This window comes from Paenibacillus rigui, from assembly GCF_002234615.1.
GTDB lineage: Bacteria > Bacillota > Bacilli > Paenibacillales > NBRC-103111 > Paenibacillus_S > Paenibacillus_S rigui.
On the sequence record NZ_NMQW01000077.1, the window covers coordinates 1 to 19,041 of the forward strand.

Annotated in this window: 15 protein-coding genes, 1 pseudogene and 1 riboswitch; of the genes and pseudogenes, 12 read left to right on the plus strand and 4 right to left on the minus strand. The window is 53.6% G+C overall.

The annotated features are described in order from the left end of the window. Positions 1-369 precede the first annotated feature (369 nt). Positions 370-705, minus strand: a complete 336-nt coding sequence (locus CF651_RS31180; protein WP_094018768.1) for a 2Fe-2S iron-sulfur cluster-binding protein — start codon at positions 703-705, stop codon at positions 370-372. A 141-nt stretch (positions 706-846) separates the two neighbouring features. Between CF651_RS31180 and nadX the strand changes: the two genes are divergently transcribed. The 5 genes and pseudogenes from nadX to CF651_RS31205 all read left to right on the plus strand — a co-directional run bounded on the left by nadX (position 847) and on the right by CF651_RS31205 (position 5,812). Next, on the plus strand, positions 847-1,653 hold the full coding sequence (gene nadX, locus CF651_RS31185; protein WP_094018769.1) for an aspartate dehydrogenase: 807 nt from the start codon (positions 847-849) through the stop codon (positions 1,651-1,653). Positions 1,654-1,685: 32 nt separating this feature from the next. Beyond that, on the plus strand, positions 1,686-3,089 hold the full coding sequence (locus tag CF651_RS31190) for an NAD-dependent malic enzyme (protein WP_094018770.1): 1,404 nt from the start codon (positions 1,686-1,688) through the stop codon (positions 3,087-3,089). 89 nt (positions 3,090-3,178) lie between these two features. Beyond that, positions 3,179-3,282, plus strand: a riboswitch (purine riboswitch). Positions 3,283-3,433: 151 nt separating this feature from the next. Further along, positions 3,434-4,048 carry a xanthine phosphoribosyltransferase gene (locus tag CF651_RS31195; protein ID WP_094018771.1) on the plus strand — a complete coding sequence of 205 codons (615 nt, stop codon included), beginning with the start codon at positions 3,434-3,436 and terminating at the stop codon, positions 4,046-4,048. Then, positions 4,042-5,328: a nucleobase:cation symporter-2 family protein gene (locus tag CF651_RS31200; RefSeq protein ID WP_094018772.1), complete on the plus strand. Its 1,287-nt coding sequence runs from the start codon at positions 4,042-4,044 to the stop codon at positions 5,326-5,328. The genes CF651_RS31195 and CF651_RS31200 overlap by 7 nt, the downstream gene beginning before the upstream one ends. A gap of 30 nt (positions 5,329-5,358) precedes the next feature. Next, a pseudogene (locus CF651_RS31205) lies at positions 5,359-5,812 on the plus strand (VOC family protein). Positions 5,813-5,874: 62 nt separating this feature from the next. Here the strand turns inward: CF651_RS31205 and CF651_RS33090 are convergent. Beyond that, the gene (locus tag CF651_RS33090; RefSeq protein ID WP_094018773.1) at positions 5,875-6,084 is read right to left on the minus strand and encodes a hypothetical protein; all 210 of its coding nucleotides are present in this window, start codon (positions 6,082-6,084) and stop codon (positions 5,875-5,877) included. 139 nt (positions 6,085-6,223) lie between these two features. Between CF651_RS33090 and rlmN the strand changes: the two genes are divergently transcribed. The 6 genes from rlmN to CF651_RS31240 all read left to right on the plus strand — a co-directional run bounded on the left by rlmN (position 6,224) and on the right by CF651_RS31240 (position 14,080). Next, complete coding sequence (rlmN, locus tag CF651_RS31215; RefSeq protein ID WP_094018774.1) at positions 6,224-7,285, plus strand: dual-specificity RNA methyltransferase RlmN; 1,062 nt, start codon at positions 6,224-6,226, stop codon at positions 7,283-7,285. Between the two features lie 263 nt (positions 7,286-7,548). Beyond that, positions 7,549-8,877: an ABC transporter substrate-binding protein gene (locus tag CF651_RS31220; protein WP_094018775.1), complete on the plus strand. Its 1,329-nt coding sequence runs from the start codon at positions 7,549-7,551 to the stop codon at positions 8,875-8,877. A 226-nt stretch (positions 8,878-9,103) separates the two neighbouring features. Continuing rightward, positions 9,104-9,943, plus strand: coding sequence for a carbohydrate ABC transporter permease (locus CF651_RS31225; protein WP_094018786.1), 840 nt, complete (start codon positions 9,104-9,106; stop codon positions 9,941-9,943). Then, the gene (locus tag CF651_RS31230; protein ID WP_094018776.1) at positions 9,940-10,755 is read left to right on the plus strand and encodes a carbohydrate ABC transporter permease; all 816 of its coding nucleotides are present in this window, start codon (positions 9,940-9,942) and stop codon (positions 10,753-10,755) included. Before CF651_RS31225 ends, CF651_RS31230 begins: the two co-directional genes overlap by 4 nt. A 71-nt stretch (positions 10,756-10,826) precedes the next feature. After that, positions 10,827-12,575, plus strand: coding sequence for a cache domain-containing sensor histidine kinase (locus CF651_RS31235; protein WP_094018777.1), 1,749 nt, complete (start codon positions 10,827-10,829; stop codon positions 12,573-12,575). Further along, complete coding sequence (locus tag CF651_RS31240; protein ID WP_094018778.1) at positions 12,572-14,080, plus strand: response regulator transcription factor; 1,509 nt, start codon at positions 12,572-12,574, stop codon at positions 14,078-14,080. The genes CF651_RS31235 and CF651_RS31240 overlap by 4 nt, the downstream gene beginning before the upstream one ends. A gap of 135 nt (positions 14,081-14,215) precedes the next feature. Here the strand turns inward: CF651_RS31240 and greA are convergent, their stop codons facing one another. Continuing rightward, positions 14,216-14,686 (minus strand): transcription elongation factor GreA, encoded by a 471-nt coding sequence (gene greA / locus CF651_RS31245; RefSeq protein ID WP_094018779.1) that lies wholly within the window; start codon positions 14,684-14,686, stop codon positions 14,216-14,218. Between the two features lie 251 nt (positions 14,687-14,937). Between greA and CF651_RS31250 the strand changes: the two genes are divergently transcribed. Further along, positions 14,938-16,188: an MFS transporter gene (locus CF651_RS31250; RefSeq protein ID WP_094018780.1), complete on the plus strand. Its 1,251-nt coding sequence runs from the start codon at positions 14,938-14,940 to the stop codon at positions 16,186-16,188. 83 nt (positions 16,189-16,271) lie between these two features. Here the strand turns inward: CF651_RS31250 and CF651_RS31255 are convergent, their stop codons facing one another. Further along, complete coding sequence (locus tag CF651_RS31255) at positions 16,272-18,926, minus strand: winged helix-turn-helix domain-containing protein (protein ID WP_094018787.1); 2,655 nt, start codon at positions 18,924-18,926, stop codon at positions 16,272-16,274. Positions 18,927-19,041: the final 115 nt, after the last annotated feature.

A 19,041-nucleotide genomic window follows, 5' to 3' on the forward strand; every position in this document is an offset into this window, starting at 1 on the left:
AAATTTACATAAGAGACAGAAGTAAGATTCCTAGCCAGACAGTGTGGACTTAAAACGCTCTTGTAATTTGCATGTACATGAATGACGAACATCGGAAAGCCGTATGAGGGAAAACCTCACGTACGGTTTGATGAGGAGGGGCTGAATAATCAGCCCTTTACTCTAGTAAGCGTATAAGTTTCATAACCTTCGCCTACCTTGACAGACGCATGCGATCCGGAAATAGGGCGAAGCCGTTGATCCTTGCGGTATAGGGCAAGCGGGTCCTGTTCTGAGGGACAGGGCGGCTGCTGCCCAGAAAAAAAGCATCCCTTAAACATGAAGGTTAAGGAATGCCTTTTTTTGATTTATTAGTGGGCGAAGCTTTAATTATTGCGCTGCGTTGATCCGTCTTTGCGCGATTTTGTTCAACCGCTCCACGTCTTCCTCGCCCCAAGCCACAGTCACGTCTCCGGTAATGAACGTCTGGCACGCCAGACGGAAGCCTTGCTCGATCTTGTCGCTGCCGAGCCGGTCGATTTCCTTCTTCATCACTTTGCTGAGGTGCTCCTGTCCATCCACGATCCGAACGCGACAGGTTCCGCAGAGCCCGCCGCCGCATTTAAAGGGAACGGATCCCTCGTGTCGAATGGACGTTCTCAGAAGATTCGCGTCTTTATCCACCTCGATGGTTTTGCCTGATGTATGAAAAGTGATAGATGGCACAAGCATCCCTCCCCTTAGGTATATGCCTATTATAGCATAATCATGTGGTTTATGGTATACCAAATGCAATTTATTTGATATGATAGAGGAAGTGATAGCAAGCGCTGCCTGGCAGCCGAATGAAGATTCTGGGAGGACTTTATGCTGAATATAGGGATCATTGGATATGGGACCATCGGGGAGGATGTAGCTCAAGCATTGCTGAGAAATGAGGCGGGACGAGCCCGTCTGAAGGCGGTATTGGTAAGGGATCGTACGAAATACGACCTGTCCGGACCCCTGAAGAATGTCATGACTGAATCCGAGGATGAATTTTTTGGGCAAAATATGGACATTATCGTGGAGTGTGCAGGTCATCATGCCGTTCAAGCTTACGGAGAAAAGGTATTGGATTGCGGAGCGGATTTGATTCTGGTCAGTGTGGGTGCATTAGCCGATGAGGCCTTACAAAAGCGGTTAATGGACAAGGCCGCAGCCAGCGGCGGCAAAATGATCGTCCCTTCCGCAGCTATCGGCGGTTTGGATCGGATTGCGGCCGGAAGTTTGGGCCCGATGGAGGAAGTTACACTGACGACACGCAAGCCCCCGAAGGCTTGGTATGGGACCTTGATTGAGCAGCAGGTCGATCTGGCTAACCTGCAGGAGCCTTACTGTGCCTTCGAGGGCGTTGCCCGGGACTCAGCGCGGTTATTTCCCGAGAGCGTGAATGTGTCGGCGGCTTTGAGCCTCGCGGGCGTCGGCTTTGATCGGACGAAGGTGAAGGTGTATGTAGATCCGGGCATTACGCACAACACCCATGAAATCGAAGCGAGAGGGAAATTCGGGCAAATCAAGCTGCAAATTCAGAATACCCCTTCCGCTCGCAACCCTAAGACAGGCTATATTGTAGCGATGAGCGTTATCAAAACGATTCGGGACGCGAGCTCTACGTTCGTGATCGGGGTATAAACTTTTAAAATTAAAATGAGGAGGTCGCGAGTATGGCCTATAACAGTATTATTTTGCGGCTTGAGTTAACCCATGCGAAAGTGAATTTCGGTGACGTCGCGCATACGATCAGCAAAGCGGGAGGGGACATCACCTCTATCGACGTCATTCGTCCGGGGCAGGAGACGTCCATTCGCGATATTACGGTTCATGTGGCGGATAAGGCGGAGAAGGACGTCGTGGATGCCCTTGAGCAGCTGGACGGGATTGAAATTATTAACGTATCCGACAGTACGTTTCTTGTGCATCTTGGCGGCAAAATTTCAGTCCAGCCGAACCTGCCGATCAAAAATCGCGATGATTTATCCCGGGTGTATACTCCCGGTGTCGCGCGTGTCTGTACGTCGATCCACGAGAATCCGCAAAAAGCGTATTCCCTGACGATCAAAAGAAATACTGTAGCCGTCATCACCGATGGAACGGCAGTGCTTGGCTTGGGCGATATCGGGCCTCATGCGGCCGCGCCTGTTATGGAAGGGAAGGCCATGCTGTTCAAGCAGCTGGGCGGAGTGGATGCGTTCCCGATCTGCCTCGATACGAAGGATACGGAGGAAATTATCCGCACGATCAAGGCGATCAGCCCGATCTTCGGCGGCATTAATCTGGAGGATATCAGCTCGCCGCGCTGCTTTGAGATTGAAACCCGGTTAGCCGAGGAGCTGGATATGCCGGTATTCCATGACGATCAGCATGGGACGGCCATCGTCGTCATTGCAGGGCTGCTCAACGCGCTCAAGGTGGTAGGCAAGCGGATGGAGCATGTCCGGGTCGTCGTGAATGGCATCGGCGCTGCGGGCGTTTCCATTTGCAAAATGCTGCTCGCGGCAGGCGTGAAGCGGCTTGTGCCGGTGGACCGGGACGGAGCGATTGTCCGTGGAGGCGCGTATGCTTATCCGATGTGGCAGTGGCTTGCGGAGCAGCCCCAGGTGGAGGACCGGGCGGGAACGTTGAAGGATGTCATAGAGGGAGCCGACGTCTTCATCGGCGTCTCGAGAGGCGGTGTGCTCAATGCGGAGGACGTCCAGAAGATGGCCCCGAACCGCATTGTGTTCGCTATGGCCAATCCGAAGCCGGAGATTGATCCGGAGGAGGCGCTTCCGCACGTCCGCGTGTTTGCGACAGGCCGGAGCGACTACCCGAATCAAATTAATAATGTATTGGTGTTTCCGGGTATTTTCAGAGGGGCATTGGATTGCCGGGCGCGTCATATTAACGAGCCGATGAAGCTGGCTGCCGCGCGCGCCATCGCTTCCGTCGTTTCCGAAAGCGAACTGAATGACCAATACATCATTCCAAGCATTTTCAACGAGCAGGTAGTGACGAAGGTGCGGCACGCGACGATTGAAGCGGCCATTCTGACGGGGACCGCACGGCGGATTCCACCGGATTTCAGATAAGAAGGCAAGAGCCGTACATGAGGCTGAATCGAATTTTGTCGAATTATAAAAATTCCCTCTTGAAACGGCTAGGAAGAGTGTGTACTATACAGGTATAACTTCAAATGACTCGTATAATTTTGGGGATATGGCCCATAAGTTTCTACCGGATGACCATCGTAATTATCCGACTATGAGTGAGAGCGCATCGAGAGCATTTTTATACAGCCAATAAGGAAACTTTAGATGCAGCACTTGTTATACCATAAGGGATAAAAGCCCTGAGGGACAGGCTTCACTTGAGAGAGAAACAGCTCAAGAAGTCTGTCCTTTTTCTATTGGGAGAAGGAGCGGTTAGAGGAACGATGAAATTATTAGAGGAACGCATACGTCAGGAAGGCTTGATTCTCTCAGATACGGTGCTGAAGGTGGATTCTTTTCTGAACCATCAGGTGGATACGCAGCTGGCGCTGGAGATCGGACGGGAATTCGGACGCATCTTCGCGGGCGAGACAATTACGAAGGTGTTGACGATCGAAGCCAGCGGCATTCAATTTGCGATGGCTGCAGGTATCGCGCTGAACGTGCCGTTTATTTATGCAAAGAAAAAGAAAGCGGTAACGCTTGCCGAGCAGGTGTACTCTGCACCGGTGCATTCTTTTACACGCCAAGAGACGTATCAGGTCAGCATCTCTCAGAAATATTTGGGCCCGAACGATAAAGTGCTCATTGTAGATGATTTTTTGGCTACGGGTGCTGCCTTGGTCGGACTTGTCGATATCGTGAAGGAAGCGGGAGCGGAGCTGGTAGGCGTCGGCTGTGTCATTGAAAAAAGCTTCCAGGAAGGCCGAGGTCTTCTCGAGCAAAGAGGCGTTCGCGTACATTCCTTGGCTCGCATTGCCTCCATGTCTCCGGGCGAGGTTCACTTCGTTGAAGAGGAAAGCACGACGCAGCAGCCGAAGGAGAAGGTACAATGCTAAGTAAACAAAAGATATTCACGCTGGGCTTCCAGCATGTGCTCGCGATGTATGCAGGCGCCGTCATTGTGCCCTTGATCGTCGGGGGAGCGCTCAAGCTGAATGGCACGCAGATGGCTTATTTGATCGCAGCCGATCTGTTTACATGCGGCATCGCAACGATTTTGCAGGTGATGGGAACGAAATATTTCGGCAGCAGACTGCCGGTAATTCTCGGTTGTACCTTTACTGCGGTAGGTCCGATTATCGCCATTGCCTCCGCTTCGAATTTAGCGACAGCCTATGGAGCCATTATCTTATCGGGACTATTCGTCGTCCTGGCTGCGCCGCTCTACGGCAAAATGCTCCGGTTCTTCCCTACGATTGTAACCGGCTCTGTCGTAACGATCATCGGACTTTCGTTGATTCCGGTTGCCATGAACAATGCGGCAGGCGGGCAAGGAAGCCCGGATTTCGGCCAGCTGCACAACTTGCTGCTTGCGCTCGGCACACTTGCCGTTATTTTAATAGTTAACCGTTTGGCTACCGGCTTCCTGCGCTCCATTTCCGTGCTCGTCGGGCTGGCGGCCGGAACGGCAGCGGGCTATGCGATGGGCATCGTCCATTTCTCCTCTGTTGCCGAAGCGTCATGGGTAAGCATTGCGCAGCCTTTTTACTTCGGGTTTCCGCAAGTTAGTCTTACCGCTGTGTTGACGATGGTTATCGTCAATATCGTAAGCATGGTGGAGTCCACGGGCGTTTACTTTGCTGTCGGCAAAGCAACCGAACAGAAGGTCGAGCCGAAGCAGATCGTGAGCGGCTTGCGCTCCGAAGGGCTCGCTATTATGCTGGGCGGGATTTTCAATGCGTTCCCATACACGGCGTTCTCCCAAAATGTCGGTCTGATTTCGTTGACCCGCGTGAAATCCCGGGATGTTATTTTTGCCGCGGGAGGCATCATGGTTATTTTGGGTCTGCTGCCGAAGCTGGCCGCTTTGACCACAGTCATTCCCAATGCGGTATTGGGCGGTGCGATGATCGTCATGTTCGGCTCGGTTGCGGCATCCGGCATCTCGATATTGTCCGAGGTGGATCTGCGCAAGGATGGCAACCTGCTGATTGCCGCATGCAGCATTGCTGTAGGGCTGGGGTCGGCCACGCTGCCCCAAATGTTCGATCAGCTGCCGAGCTTCGCGAAGATGCTGCTCCAGAACGGGATCGTATCCGGTTCGTTGACCGCGATTGCGTTGAATTTATTTTTATCGAAGCAAAACGACGGAGCTGCCGCCGAGAAGGCAGCTTAGTCGGTTGACCAGAAAACGTCCCTGCACGCTTTGGTGCAGGGGCGATTTTTTTTACGTGCAACCATCAGCTACTGGGCGGATAACGTGGAGGCGGCAAAAGCATGGTACTTGGAGCTGCTTGGCATGGCTCCTTATTTCGAGCGCTCGGGGCCCGATGGCCGGTTAGTCTATGCCGATGTTTCGCCTTGGAGACTACCGGCATGAGCTGGGTCTGATCGATCGCCGATTCGCACCTGCCCATGCGACCACTGGCCCCGGCGGCGCCATCATGTACTGGCATGTGGATGATATAGAGGCCACACTTCACCAATTGAAAGCGATGGGGGCTGAAGAATATGAGCCGCTTATACACCGCGGCGATGCGGGATTCATCACGGCCTCCGTCATGGTTCCGTTTGGCAATGTGCTGGGCATCATGTACAATCCGCACTATCTGGAGATATTGCATTCCAGAAACGATGATCAGATGAATGGCGATAGGTAAAACAGTGCAGACTCACACTCGGTAAGAATGACGAAAGTGGCTAACTGACCATCACCGTTCTTCTACAAGGCACCCGCGTCCCCCGCGGTATAAAAGGAAGGAAAGATCGGACGGTAATTTAATTCGTCCCGGATACGCGACGTATCCACGATCATATCCCATGGATGGAATGCGTGCTGCCCCATGGCTTCTTCTGGTGTTAGCTCAACAGATAAAGGTAAGGCGGCTGAAGAGCTTGCTCCGCTGAACCTCCGGTGATGGCATGTCAGCATGACTTCATTGCACCTGCTGCAGCAACCATTGCGTCAATATGGAGGGGGTGGACAACGACTTGCCCCCTTGCTTTCATATAGAAATTTTGGGACAATAATCACATTGCCATAGTAGAAGCTTTTGAAAAGAGGACATCACATGAATAAGCAATCCATTTATGGATTTACATTGGATCAGCTCACAGCCTGGCTGTCGGAGCATGGACATAAAAAATATCGGGCCGCCCAGGTGTGGGACTGGCTGTATCGCAAGCGGGTCACGGACTTCGCGCACATGACGGACGTCCACCCAACCTGTATTGCCCTGCTGCAGGAGCATTTCTACATTGAATCGTTGACCGAGCATACAAAACAGGAATCGACGGACGGCACCGTCAAATTTTTGTTCAAGCTAAGCGACGGCAACCTGATCGAGACTGTACTGATGCGGCATAAGTTCGGCTTGTCCGTCTGTGTTACCACACAAGTGGGCTGTAATATCGGCTGCAGCTTTTGCGCGAGCGGACTGCTGGCCAAAAGCCGCGATTTATCGAGCGGAGAAATCGTCGAACAAATTATGAAGGTTCAGCACTATCTGGACCGGGCCAAGCAGGAGGAACGGGTCAGCCATATCGTGGTCATGGGGATCGGCGAGCCGTTCGATAATTTCAGCAACCTGATTGATTTCCTGCAGGTCGTGACCGATCACAAGGGTCTGGCTATCGGTGCGAGACATATCACGGTATCGACGAGCGGCCTTGCGGACAAGATCAAGGAGTTCGCCGATATGAATTTGCGGGTAAACCTGGCTATTTCACTGCATGCGCCAAACGATGAGCTGCGTACGCGGATTATGAAAATTAATCGTGCGATTCCTATCGACAAGCTCATGGAGGCGCTGGATTATTATTTGGACAAAACAAACCAAAGGGTGACGCTGGAATACATTCTGCTCAAGGACGTGAATGACCGTACGGAGCATGCGCTGGAGCTGGCGGAGCTCGTCGCAGACCGCCGCCCGCTGGTGAACGTGAACCTGATCCCGTACAACCCGGTGGATGAGCACAGCCAGTACCAACGGAGCGAGCAGGCTTCGGTTCGTGCCTTTTTCGATGCGTTGAAGAAGCAGGATGTCAGCTGCAGCGTTCGTCTGGAGCACGGGACGGATATTGATGCTGCCTGCGGGCAGCTGAGAAGCAAGCAGATTAAAGCGCTGGGTTGATCGCCGGAAGCATGGTTTCGGCTGCAAGCGAGCTAAGCAGGCGCAAGCTGCGAGGCCGAGCCGGAAGCCGCACGCCATGAGAGAGCTTATCTTTTATCCAAAAGGTAGGCTCTTTTCTCATATTAAAAATGAGCGCGCGAAGCGTAGTTTTGGATCATTTGAAAGCGTATACAACCATGCTAAAATGAGTCTACACAAACGAGATGAGCCTTCAAGGAAGTTTAAAGTGCAAGGTTGTATGAAAAAAAAGGAGGGTTTCGTTCATGAAAAGATGGTTGTCCACCTCTTTATCGCTTTTCCTCGTCGGAGGCATGGTGCTATCCGGCTGCTCAAGCCGAACAGGTACGGCTCCTGCGCCTGGCGCGGGCACCCCTGACAAGAAAGAAGCTGCGACTCCGGCACCGGCGGCAGGCGGCGATTCGGGAGCTGCGAAGATGAAGCTGACCGTGTACAGCACGGTGAATGATCCGCCGATTCAAGCGGTCTACAAGGAGATCGTGGAAGGCTTCAAGAAGGAGAACGCCGGTGTGGATGTGGAGCTGCAGTTCCCCGGCTCGGAGTATGAAAATATTCTCAAGGTCAAAATGGCGGCCAACGACATGCCGGATGTGTTCGACACGCACGGCTGGGCGCAAATCCGTTACGGCAAGTACTTGGCCGATTTACGCGGCGAAAGCTGGGCGTCCCAGCTGACCAGCACGATCAAAAACGTCGTGACCGACAAAGACGGCAAAGTATACGCCCTTGTCATGAGCGAAGCGAAGGACGGCATTACGTACAATGAGGATATTTTGAAGCAGTATAATATCGAGCCGCCCAAAACGTTCGACGAGCTGGTGGCTGCGGCCGAAAAAATTAAAAACGAGAGCAAGGGCGAAGCGATTCCGTTCTACTTCTCCGGTATCGATTCCTGGATGTTCGGCAGCTTCCTCGATATTTTTGCAACGTCGATGTTCATCAGCCCGAAGACGAATCAGGCCGAGGCGCTGCTCAACAATACGTTTGACTGGAACAAATGGAGCGATCTCGCCCAAATGATGCTGGATCTGCAGAAGAAGGGGCTGATTAACAAGGATGCGCTTACCGCGAAATACAGCGACATGCCTAAGCTGTTTGCAAATGGCAAAGTCGTCTTCTCCTTCGGCAGTCCATCCTTTGCAGACGAGGTTCATAAAGTATCGCCAAAGCTGAAAATCGGTTACATGCCGGTGCCTTCGGTGGTAGCGGGCGACGAGACGAACTTCTCCGGCGGGGAGCGCTACACGATGGGCGCCTGGAAGGATTCCAAGCACCTGCCGGAAGCGAAGAAGCTGATTGCTTATTTTGCGAAGAAGGAGAACATGGAGAAGATCGCCAACTCCACCAAGCTGCCGCCGGGATTAACCGGGGTGACCTCCAATCATGAGTTTTCCGATTACTATAAGAAATATGAAAATATCCGCGTATTCCCTTACTTCGATCGCGTGTACCTCCCTAACGGCATGTGGGACGTCATGTGCAAGCAGGGGACGGAGCTGATGGCCGGGCGGATTACGCCGCAGCAGTTCTCGCAGATGATGAAGCAGGAAGTTGAACGATTGCGCAAAAAGTAGGCAAAAAGAAAGGGGCGGCTCGGATAACGAACCCGCCCCTTATTAGGTAGATCAAGACAAGGACGAAGAAGGGAGGGCGCCTATGCCTCGCACGACTCCGGATAACTATGAACCGGTCCGCCCCCGCAGTTCCGCCGGCAGCGCAAGCCGCGGCCAAGCGGCCGTACCGCCGCACCGCGCAAGCCGTCTTCAGAAGCTGACGAATGCGCCGGCATTTTTGAACCTGATGTATGTCCCGGCATTAGCCCTGTTCGTGATCTTTATTTTGTACCCGTTCCTGCAGGGGATCAAAATCTCCTTTACAAATTGGGACGGCTACAATCAGGATTATTCCTGGGTGCAATGGGATAACTACCGGAGGATGTTTACGGACTCCCAAATGTTAAACGTTATCTACAATACGTTTATTTATGGCATCGGCAGTACGTTTCTGCAAAATTTGGTCGGACTGCTGTATGCCCTGCTGCTGAACCAAAGCATTCGCGTCAGAGGGCTGACTCGCACGATCATTTATCTTCCCGTCATTATTTCCCCGCTCATTATGGGCTATATTTGGTACTTCATCTTCCAATATTACGGCGGGGCCCTGAACGATATCATCCTGCTGTTCCGCGATGAGCCGATTAACCTGCTCGCCGATCCGAAGGTGAATGTGTGGCTGATTACATTGGTCAATACGTATCAATATTTGGGCATCGCGATGATCATTTATTTGGCCGGATTGCAGGTCATTCCCAAAGACTATTACGAAGCGGCCCAGCTGGACGGAGCCAGCCGTTTCTCGCAATTTATGCATGTTACATGGCCGCTGCTCGCCCCGTCCGTCACGATTAACGTCGTCTTGAACTTAATCGGCGGCTTGAAGCTGTTCGATGTCATCACCTCCTTGACCGGAGGGGGACCGGGCTACGCTTCGGCATCGCTCTCGACATTGATGTACCAGCTGTATTTTGCCAGACAGGATGCGGGGTATGCGGCCTCGCTCGGCAATCTGATGTTCGTCATCATTTCGGTGATCAGCATCACCTCACTGTATTTTTTACGCAGGAAGGAAGTGACCCATTGAACGAGAAGCGTACCGGACTCCTGATCGTCTCCCTCATTATCGCGCTGCTGCACATTGTGCCCTTCTATATCCTGCTCACCACCTCGCTCAAAGCGGCGGATGATCCGAGCTCCAAGTGGATCGCGCCGGGCTATGTGTATTTGAACAATTTCGCCGATGCGTGGAACAGCGCCCATCTCGGCACGGCATTTAAGAACAATATCGTGATTACGGTAGCTTCGGTGGTCCTGGTCATCGTGCTCGGAGCGGTTGCCTCCTATCCTTTGGCACGTTACAAAACGGCGTGGAACAAATTCATTTATATTGTGTTCATCTCTGCACTCATCGTCCCGCCGCTCACGATTTTGGTGCCTTTATACAAGCTGTATGTCGACCTGGGGGCATTGAATACGCTGTGGGGGATTATTCTGCTGCATGTGACGTTCAATCTGCCGATAACGATCTTTCTCTATACCGGCTTTGTAAGCACGATTCCAAGAGAGCTGGATGAAGCGGCGATGATCGATGGCGCGACGCGGTTAGGGCTATTTTTCTCCGTCATTCTTCCGCTGTTGAAGCCGGCGACGGCAACCGTCGTCATCTTGACCGGCGTTGCGGTGTGGAACGATTACCAGTTCTCCGTCTTTTTCCTGCAAAAGTCCGAGGTGCACACGATTACCGTCGCACTTTCCGCTTTCTTCGGCCAGTATACGAGCAATATCGGCTGGGTTGCCGCCGGATCGCTCATGGGTGCGCTGCCGATTGCGCTGGTCTACCTGTTCCTGCAAAAATATTTTATCCAGGGTATGGCCGCAGGAGCCATCAAAGCCTGAAATATTCCCTGCCGCACCAACCTGTACTATAATGAGGGTACGATCACGTTAATAGCGAAGGGGAGTCGCCAATGAAGCTATTCTTTTCGCTGCGCATGAGGCTGCTGCTGCTGTTTGTGCTGACGCTCATCGTGCCTCTCATCATCATTACGTACATCATGCCCTCTTATTACAACAATCTGTTGACTCAAGATACGACTGTCTTGACCGAAAGCAGCCTCACCTCCTTGACCCACAACATTGAAACGTATTTGGATGAGCTCGAACGGCTTACGGTTTCTCCTTACTGGAGCGAGGAAGTGATGAGCGCCTTGAAGGCCAAAGCGAACGGCCAATATGAGCGCGCCGACTTGTACAACCGGTTTTTAATCAACAAAGCGCTGTATGTCACCCTCCCCAACTTTCTCAAAAATCCGCGGAAGGACATTCTGGGCACCATCCTGCTGCCGTACGACGGCTCGGTCTTTGTGACCTCGGCCTATAATTTCACTGGAGCAGTCGATGATTATCCGTTCACGGCCCAGCCCTGGTACCAAAAAGCGGTCGAGGCCGACGGCAAAATCAGCTTTATCAGCGTGCACGAGCAGGATTACTTGAAAAAGCCGACGCCTACGTCGGTTTTCTCCGTCGCCCGGCTCATTAAGGATACGGATAACGGACAGCCGCTCGCCGTGATGATGGCGGATGCCGATACGGTCATTTTGGACAAAATTGCACGGGACGTGAAATTTAACGTCAGCTCGATGATTGCGATATTCGACGATCAGCAGAAGCTGATCTATTCGACGGCCCCGTTGACGGCCGAGCTGCAGCGGAAGGTTGCGGCTGTCGGGACGAACGGTCAAACCGTCGAGGATTATGTCGTCGTCTCCAAGGAAGTCGTACCGGCCCATTGGAACGTCGTCGTGCTGCTCTCCAATGCGGAGCTGAAGGCGAAGCTTGCGGGCATGTACCTCGTCGGATTCATGCTTGCCGGCATCGGGATTATTTTGACGCTGCTTGTGTTTTTTACGCTGTCCAGAGGCATTATTAAGCCGTTCAAGCAAATGATCCAGGTGATGCGCAAGGTGCAAAAGGGGGAGCTGGAGGCAAGGGTCCGCATTCAAGGAAAGGACGAAATTGCGGAGCTGGGCGCCGTGCTCAATAAAATGATAGGCCAGCTCAACGAGCTGATAGACAGTGAATACAAGGCCGTGCTGAGCAAAAGAAATGCCGAATACCGGGCACTGCAGGCGCAAATCCAGCCTCATTTTCTATACAACACCTTGAATGGATTTATCGGATTGAACCGGATCGGAGACCGGAAGCTGCTGGAAAAATCGATACTTTCGCTCAGCAGTATGCTTCGGTATATTCTGGAGCATAACGATTGGACGACGGTCGAGGAAGAAATCCAGTTTCTGCGCAAATATTGTGAGCTGCAGCAGCTGCGCTTTCAGGATAAAATGGCACTTGTCATTGAAATCGATCCTGCGGCGCACGCTTACCGCATCCCGAAGCTGCTGCTTCAGCCGATTGTTGAAAACGCCATCATCCACGGCATTGAGCCGATGGACCGTTCATGTAAGCTGCACATTGCATGCAGGCTGGAAAGAGCTGGGGAAACCGATGTCCAGCAGAGCCGGCTGGTCATTACCGTTACCGACGACGGTACCGGCTTCTCGCAGGAGCATGTGGATGAAAAGGTCGATATCGGTCTGGCGAATGTTCGCGACAGGCTGCTGCTGGCTTTCCATCATGCCCGTCTGGATATCACGAGCTGCAAGGGGGAGGGAACGACGGTAACGATGCAAATTCCTTTGTGGGAGGCGAGTCAATGAGGGTGATGATTGCCGACGACGAGGTGCTGGTGCGGATCAGTCTGCGCAGCATGATCGAGGAAATGGAAGCGGGATGGGAGCTGGCCGGTGAGGCGACGAACGGCGTGGAGCTGCTGGAGCAGCTGCGCAGCCACAAGCCGGATATTGTACTGGTGGATATCCGTATGCCGCTGATGAATGGGCTGGATGCGATCCGCGGGTGCGCTGGCTTATATCCTCACACCCAGTTTATCGTCATCAGCGGGTATTCCGATTTCGCTTACGCACAGGAGGCATTGAAGCTCGGCACGGCCGATTATTTGCTGAAGCCGGTCAGCCCGGAGGATTTGGAAGCTGCGATGGTGAAGGCAGGGCAGCGCGTCAAGGAGCACACAGGCTGGCTGAACTGTCAGTTTGAAGCGGATTTGTTCTCGTTATTCCATGGGATCAGCCCGCAGGGCGGCGAGTCAGATGGAGATTATTTATCCTCGGCCTGCTGCCAGGGCGTAGTCTGGTACACGGACAGCAGGCTGCCGGAAGAGCGGAAGGCGGAGAAGCAGCATGAGCTGCACCGCGCGATAAGGCAGAAGATGGACCCGTGCAGCGGAGAGCGGGCACGTACCCGTAAAGCGTTATTCATCCTGCCCGAAGGCGAATTAGCCTTCGTCGTCGCTTGTGGAGCAGGCGATCAAGACGGGCAAGGGACAGTGGAAGCGACCCGTCTGCTCCGCCGGATGGAGGAGGCAGCGGATGCGGTCCGGTGCGAGGGCTTTGCAGTGACGGCCTTTGTTATGGAGCCTTGTACCGGAATAGCGGCACTGCAAAAGCAGTGGGGCGACTTGCGGCCTTTGGCCGCGCTGCGGTCGCTTCTCGGCGTGAATAGAGCTTACACGTTCGGGGATTTGCATGCATTCGAGCAGCGATACCGGCTGGGCCCTGCGGCGCAGCTGGTGGAGCAAGCTTGCCGCTCGTACCGGAACAAGGATTATATGCTGTATATGAAAGCCGTGGGGGCTTTGGAGAAGGAGGCTTCGACACTCGATAGCCGGATTCAGCCGGTGCATAAGAAGCAAGTAAGCGAGTTTCTCAGCCAGCTTCTGGAGGCTGCTCTGGACGGTCAGGAGCCGGTGCAAGTATGGCTGCCCAAGCTGTATGCGCGCGGAGAGCAGATCCTGGCTGAGCAGAACGGCAGCGGCGATCAGGCCGGACGGCTGGTGAAGTCGGCCCTTACCTTCATCGAGCAAAACTATGCGCAGGATATCAGCATTTTGCAGATCGCCAAGGAGCTGCGGGTCACGCACAACTACTTAAGCACCCTGTTCCATAAAAAAACCGGTACGACCTTCGTCAAGTACCTCACCCGCCTTCGCATGATGAAAGCCAAAGAGCTGCTGGCCATGCCCGATATTCAGGTACAGCAGGCTGCGGAGCAGGTCGGATACTACAGCACGCGGCACTTTACGCGGCTGTTTACCGAATTTACGGGGTGTTACCCTTCGGAGTATAAGAAGCGGTTCGGGGGGTGAAATAGACGCTCCCAGTTAGGCTTTAACAACAAATAAACCATCGATCTCCCGAGCCTGGCGGCTCAAGGAAATCGATGGTTCTCTTTTGTACTCAATGAGGATGCATTGCCGTGTCAAAGCAGTCTGCCGTTGCGGCTACACCTTGATCTCCAGCAGCTCGTAGGTGATCACGCCCATCGGAGCATTCACGCTAATCTTATCCCCGACGGCTTTGCCCATCAGCGCAACGCCCAGAGGGCTTTCGTACGAAATTTTATTTTCGTTCACGTCGGCTTCGGAAGGGCTTACGACCTTGTATTCGATTTTCTCAGCAAATTCCGTATCGTAGACGACCGCCGTACAGCCAACCTGAACCGTTGACGTATCGATGTTGTCCACGACCTTGGCTTTCTTCAGCATCCGCTCGATGGTGATGATGCGCCCTTCCATAAAGCCTTGTTCCTCTTTGGCGGAATGGTATTCGCTGTTTTCCTTCAGATCACCGTAGCTGATCGCTGTTTTGATCCGGCTGGCCAGCTCTCTGCGCTTGACCGTCTTGAGCTCTTCAAGCTCCTGCTCCAGCTGGCGCAGCCCCTCCGGGGTCAATAATATTTCATCGTTAGACATAGTTACATCTCCTAAGCTCATGTGCGTTCGCTATTTTCACTGCTGCTCCTATTTTACACTAATTTTGAGGTGGATGCGAAATAGCTTTATGTCATTATGCCTCCACAGTCGAACACGACTTCAATGGAGGCTCATTTTTTTGCTTCGTGTATGCAGGTGTATGCAGGCAGCCCTATTTCCTTTTTCCTCCAGCCGGGCTATCATAGAGGGACATAGGGGGCTGCCGACGCTTCAGAAGGAGAGGAAAGCGCATGCTGATGAAGTTAAAAGGAAATGCAAGAGGCTGTCTGTTCTATGAGCCCATGTTTATTTTGCCGTACAGCTTGTTCGTTACGTACGCTACCGTGTATATGCTGGAGCTGGGTGTAACCGAGCGACAGATCGGCCTGATTACCTCGCTCGGCCTGGTGCTGCAAATCGGGACATCGCTGATCAGCGGGCATTTGACGGATCGGCTGGGCCGCAAAAAAGCGCTCCTGCTCTACGATCTGCTGAGCTGGAGCGTGGCGACCTTGTTGTGGCTTATCGCCGACAACGTCTGGTTTTTTATAACGGCTGCGGTCATTAACAGCTTCCAGAAGGTGCCTCATACCGCATGGATTTGTCTTCTTGTAGAGGACACGGAGCCGAAGGAGAGGGCAACGGTGTTTACCGTGCTGCAGTTCATCAGTGTCGTCAGCGGTTTATTCGCCCCGCTCGGCGGGCTGCTGGTCAGCCATTTTACGCTCGTGCCGGCGGTTCGGATCATGTATGGCATGGCTTTTGTCAGCATGACGCTTATGTTCATCGGCAGGCATTTTGCCACCCGGGAAACGGAAATCGGCCTGCGGATAAAGAGTGAAAAGAAAGCGCTTCAATGGTCGGTACTGCTCCGCGATTCCTGGAGTGCCGTCCGATTGATCGTCTCGAACAGGCCGCTGCTGTTCATGCTCGGGGTGTATATTTTATACCAATTCCAGCTGACGATGAGCTCGACGTATTTATCGATTTATTTGATCCGGCATCTGTCGCTCAGCGAATCGTTCATCGCCTGGTTTCCGGCGGTGACGTCTGCAGCGACGCTGCTTTTGATGGTTTTCGTCATGCCGAGACTGAATCCGGGCCGGTCCACGGCTTATATGATCATCGGCCTGCTGATTTGCCTCGCAGCCAATATTTTGTTGATTGTCGCGGCGCCGGGTCAAGTCGTCCATATTGTGCTGAGTACGATGCTGGCGGCGGCAGGCAGTATTCTGGTATATCCGAATATGGAGGCGGCCGTGCAAAATGCGATGGAAGGGGAGAATCGGGCGCACTTGTTCTCGATTGTATCGGTGCTCATTCTCGCCTGTATTTCCCCTGCGGGACTGATTGGCGGCTGGGCTTATTCTCTTGATCCGAGAATTCCATTTGTGCTGATCGCCGGAGCCTTCATCGTGAGCGCCGTGCTGCTTCTGATTTCCGTGCGGGCGGAGCAGCGTCAAGCGCGGAGGGCGCTGGAGCAGGAAATTACCCACGGGTAGAGGCTGAACCCCAAAACAGGCGGCTGCTTACCGGGTCATCGAGACACCGGCAGGCAGCCGCCTGTATATCTTTTACTGTGATTTTATTCCGCCGAATCGACGAGACCCCGCTCGCGAACCGCAATCAGTGCTTGCGTACGGGACGTTACCCCAAGCTTGGCGTAGATGCGGGACAAATACACCTTGACGGTCCCTACGGACAACGAAAGCTCCCCGGCGATTTCCTTATTGGAAGCGCCTTGTGTCAACAGCTGTATCAGCGCGATCTCCGCACGGGTTAACGGCTCGATCAGCTGAGGTGTCTGCGCCGCCGCGGATAAGGGGGCTTTTCCCGGAAAAAGCAACAGCAGCCTGTCTACGTAGGCTAAGGATACCCCGTCTCTGTCTGCCGTTCCAGGCTCGTAAGCGCCTTCCGATTCCCGCACGCTCCCGGTCAGCCGCATCCGGTCGTTCCGGTACCTTCGCAGCAGCTCCCCGGCCGGTTCCCCTTCGTCCAGAAAGCTCCGGATATAGCCGTTCGCCTCACCGATCCGCAGCGCTTCATGCAGATAGCCGAATGACGCCGACCGCTGTCCCCGCTGGGCTTCCAGCAGCGACTGAAGCAGCGCGATCTCCATTTGGCTTCCGATCAGGCGCTCCCGGATCGCCTGCGGCTTCAGCAGCTCCAGCAGCCGCAGCGCTTCGGCTTCCTTGCGCTGGGCCCCGAGCAAGCGGGCCAGCGTGACGTAAACGTATTCCCGGTACAGTGTCGGCTTATCTTTAAATGAAACGCCGAGGGCATGAACAAGCCGCTTGGCTTGGGACAGCTCCCCCGCGCGCAGCAGCAGTCTGATTTGACTGGCCTGTACATACTGCCCCCAGTATGCTTCGGGCTGCTTCTGCGCGGCCAACGTCTGCAGCGTATGCTCCAATGTAACGTGAGCAAGCTCTGCCTGCCCGGCTGCCCAATACAGTCGGGCCCGGAGCAGCTGATTGGGCACCCACAGCCCCGGTGTCTGCTGTGCGGCTTGTGAGCCTTCCACTTTTTGCAGCAGTGCAAGGCTGTCCTCCAGCCGGTTCCATTCGTAATATCCCTCACCCAGCGCTTGATTCATATAGAGAGTTATCAGCGCATCCTTCCAGCCCTTGGATTCGAGCACTCGAGTAAACTGAAGTCCGATCGTCTCCGTGTCCATGGAAAGCACACCCTTCAGACCGAACTCCGTCCGCCGCACTGCGGGCTCCGTCCTGTTGTAATTTATGCCGTAGAACAGCGGGCTTTCCGGTAAAAAGCGTTCCATAATACCTTCGCTAAACCGGTACCACGCTTCAAAGTCCCCACTGTAAAAGACAAGATTCGATTTCACGAACAGCATCCCGCTTTGCAGCTGTTTTTTCCGTTCTGACGGCTCCATGGCTGCAAATTTATGCTCAATCAGCCCCATCAGCGCCTCGGCACGGTCCAGGTTTGCAGTAACGAGCACCACGAAGCAGTGCAGCAGCATCAGCTCCGGCGGCCGCGCCGCTTCCGCGGACGGTATGCCCTCGAACCATCGGAGCAGGGAAGTGAATTCACCGCGCGCAAGCAGCGTCGGGAGATACTGGGCCAACAGCCGGTCCGTTAAAGCTGTATCTTTGGCCCCAATGGCATGCTCTATCGCTTCATCTATCATGCCGTAGCCTGCACAGCATTCGCTGATCCGGCGGCGGAGCTGCGCCAGCCGGTCAATACCGGCGCGTTCGACCTGGCTTCGTACGAACTGCGAGAACAAATGGTGGTACCGGAACCACCGGTTCTGATCATCCAGCGGCACGATGAAAATATTCCACGCCTTCAGCTTTTCCAGCATGCTCTGGCTGTGCGGCTGCTGTGTGACCGCGTCACAGAGCGCGGCATCCATCCGGTCGAGCAATGACGTTTGCATGATGAAGTCCGTCATGTCCTGGGGCAGACGCGAGAGCACTTCATGGAATAAATAGTCTGCTATATTTCGGTGGTTCCCTGCAAAGTGTTCTATGAATTGGTCCTTATCCGTACGTGTTCTGAGAGAAAGAGAGACCAATTGAAGTCCGGTAACCCAGCCTTCGGTATGGTGAACCAGCTTATCCACATTCTCTGGGGATAAGGATAGCTGCGCCGTGTCCCGATAGTAGCTCTGCGTTTCATCCCGGGTGAACTGCAGCTGCTGTGCATCCAGCTCAACACATTGCTGCTGAGACAGCCATTTAACGGTTGAGAAAGGGAGCTCAGCCCTGCTGGATAGAACCAAATGAAAGGATTGCGGCATATACTCTATGAAATAGGCGATACTCTCGTGAATTCTCGAATCGGTTATGAATTGGTAGTCATCCAGCAGCAGAACGAAGGGCTCCTCCAATGCGGCGAGTTCATTCATAAAGGCATCCAAATAAGTGAGAAAGGATAGGTTGGGCAGTGATTGAATGAGCTGGAGAAGCTGCCCGGAGACAGGCAGAGGGAGCGCTTCGGTCAGCGCATGGCTGACATAGCGCCAAAAACGGATCGGGTCATTATCCTTCGCATCCAAAGCATACCAGGCGCTGCGGCGTCCGCAGGCGTGAAGCCATTGCGTAAGGAGCGTGGTTTTCCCGGAGCCGGCCGGTGCGCAGAGGGTTGTCAATTTCCCTGAAGCTGCGGCTTCGAGCTGTTCGATCAGCCGTCTTCTATCGACCCAATTCGACTTTGGCGAAGGCAGGGTTATTTTGGTTCGCAGGACTATCGGTTCAGATCGCTGTATCATGTAGCCTCCGATTTTCGACAAAATCTAGTCCTTTTTATTATAAAGTTAACCAAAGTTAATTTCCATTGAAAAAAGTATTTGCTACTGTGGTGAAACGGATCCATACGACACAATA